Genomic DNA, 2653 nt, shown 5'->3' with positions numbered 1-2653 from the left:
GCGCCCCACCGGCCCTCCCTCTGGCCCCCTTTCGGGCGGCGGGCAGGGCCCGCCCCAGCCACCGCCACCTCCGCCGCGGCCGCCCGGAGGCGGAGGCGCGCCGCCCGGAGGCACGCCGCCCGGCTCGGCCGGACCACCCGACAAGCGGCCCTGGTGGCGGTCCGTACCCCGGGTGGCCACCGCGCTCGTCGCGGTGGCGGCCGCCGTGGTCCTGGCCGTGGTGCTGACCCGGCCCGGCGGCACGCCCGCCGCGCGCGGCGAGGTGTTCCTCCAGCCCGCCTCCGCGACCGGCCCGGCCCCGTTCACCGAGTCCACCGCCGCCAAGGAGGCCGTCCCGCCCCCGCAGAGCCCCGCACCGTCGACGGGCAGCGCGGCGCCCACCGCCACGCGCAGCATCAGCGGTGCGGCGCCGGGCCTGTACGGCGGCACCCAGTCCGTGGCCAGCTGCGACGTCGGGAAACAGATCCGGGCGCTGTCCGCCCAGCCGGACAAGAACGCCGCGTTCGCCTCGGCGCTCGGCATCGAACCCGCGTCCGTCCCCGGCTACCTGCGTTCGCTGACCCCGCTCCAGCTGCGCGCCGACACCCGCGTCACCAACCACGGCTACCACGACGGCAAGGCCACCCCCTACCAGGCGGTGCTCCAGGCAGGGACGGCGGTCCTGGTCGACGACCGGGGCGTCCCGCGGGTGCGGTGCGCCTGCGGCAACCCGCTCGGCCCCCCGGTCGCGCTCAAGCCCGACCCGCGGCGGCACGGGCAGCCGTGGAGCTCGTACCAGCCGTCGAAGGTGGTGGTCATCGCGCCGTCGGCGACGGTCGTCGACAAGTTCGTGATCTACGACCACCAGGGCGGTCGCTGGTTCGCCCGGGACCGGGGCGACCACCGGGGAAGCCACGACAAACCCGTGCCGCCCCCGGTGGCACCTTCGGCGCCGGTCACCCCCACCCCCGCAACCACCCGCACGACGCCGGCCCCCGCGAGCTCCCCCGCGGTCTCCGTCCGGCCGACTGCGTCGGCCACCGCGTCCGGCCCGGTGTCCGAGCCGCCCACGACGCAGCCGCGCACGTCTGCGCCCCCGCCGTCGCCCGAGCCGTCGTCCGCACCCCCGTCCGGGCCTCCGTCCGGGCCGTCGTCCGCGCCCTCGTCCGGGCCCCCGGCGGGCAACCCTCCGTCCGCCACCCCGGCCGCGACCGCGGCCGCCGGAACCGCCACGGGCACGGCAACCGGTTAGCCGGCCGGCGGCTTGTGCGGGCACACGTCCGGGAACGGTGAGACCCTGGCTGCATGGCCGAAAGGGGAGCGAGCCCCGAGGTCGACTGGCCCGCACAGCCGGACATGAGCCTCGCGCTCAACCGCATGGGCACCTTCGACTGGGACCTCGACAGCGGGCAGATGCATCTGGATCCCACCGCCCTGAGGGTCCTCGACCTGCGCCCGGAGGAGTTCAGCGGCACCCCCGAGGGACTGCGGGCCCGGGTGCAGCCGGGCGAGGAGGTCCGGCTCGACGCCCGGGTCGCGCAGGCGCTCAAGGACGGCCGGAGCCACTACGGTGCGTACGTCCGCACCCGCGGCCGCGACGGCACCCCGTCCTGGACCCACATCCAGGGCCACATCCTGCGCGACGCCAACGGCCGTCCGTACCGGATCATCGGGATCCTGCGCGACGCCGCCCACGACCCCGGCGACCCCGGCGCCGGCGGGGAGCAGGCCGAGGGGCGGCGCCGGATGACCGGCGTCGTCGAGCGGACCAGCGCGATCCTGGCCCACGCGCGCACCGTCAACGACGTGACCGACGTCCTGAAGGACCCCGCGGCGCTCGGCCACCTGGGCGCGGTCAGCGTGATGCTCGGCATCGTCGACGGCGGCCGGATCCACCTCGTCGCGGAGGGACAGCTCGGCTCGTACGTCCCGGAGATCGAATACACCCGCATCGACGCGCAGTTCCCGATGAGCGAGGCCGTACGCAGCCTCCAGCCGGTCTTCATCGCCTCGCGCGAGGTGTTCCAGCGGAGCTACCCGGAGCTGTGGCCGTACATCGAGCCGCTGTCCGTGCGCAGCGGCGTCTACCTGCCGCTGATCGCCCAGGGGCGGGCCATCGGCGCGCTCGGCCTGCTCTACCAGCGGGACGGCGATTTCACCGCCGAGGAGCGGAACCTGCTCCTCGCCCTCGGCAGCGGCATCGCGCAGAGCCTGCAGCGGGCCATGCTCTTCGAGCAGGAGCACGATCTGGCGGAGGGCCTCCAGCGGGCCATGCTGCCGCGCCGCATCCCGGAGGTGCCGGGGGCGCGGATCGCCGTACGGTACCGGGCCGCCCGGATGGGGCGGGACATCGGCGGCGACTGGTACGACGTGATCCCGCTCGGCGACGGCCGCGTCGGGGTGATGATCGGAGACGTGGAGGGCCACGACACCGACGCGGCGGCCGTCATGGGCCAGCTGCGGATCGTCCTGCGGGCGTACATCGCCGAGGGGCACACCCCGGGCACGGCCATGGGGCGGGCCTCGACCTTCCTGCGGGAGCTGGAGACGGACCGTTTCGCCACCTGCACGTACGCCGAGATGGACCTGAACACCGGCATGCTCCAGCTGGTCCGCGCCCGCCCCCACCACCCCGTGGGGAGGCGCGGCGGCCGGCCCCGCCCGGGCGCGGATT

The 2653-nt window shown here is 76.0% G+C and carries 2 protein-coding genes; both read left to right on the top strand.

Going from position 1 to position 2653, the window contains the following annotated elements; all coding sequences use genetic code 11:
- A partial coding sequence (locus ACFXA3_RS36435) for a DUF6777 domain-containing protein (RefSeq protein WP_385194415.1) occupies window positions 1-1231 on the top strand: 1231 nt, incomplete at its 5' end.
- A gap of 53 nt (window positions 1232-1284) precedes the next feature.
- Window positions 1285-2653 (top strand): SpoIIE family protein phosphatase (locus ACFXA3_RS36430; RefSeq protein WP_385194412.1); only part of this gene is annotated, 1369 nt, incomplete at its 3' end.

The sequence above is a fragment of the Streptomyces sp. NPDC059456 genome, from assembly GCF_042750055.1.
Classification (GTDB): Bacteria; Actinomycetota; Actinomycetes; order Streptomycetales; family Streptomycetaceae; genus Streptomyces.
This window is presented reverse-complemented; position numbering and strand designations above follow the sequence as displayed.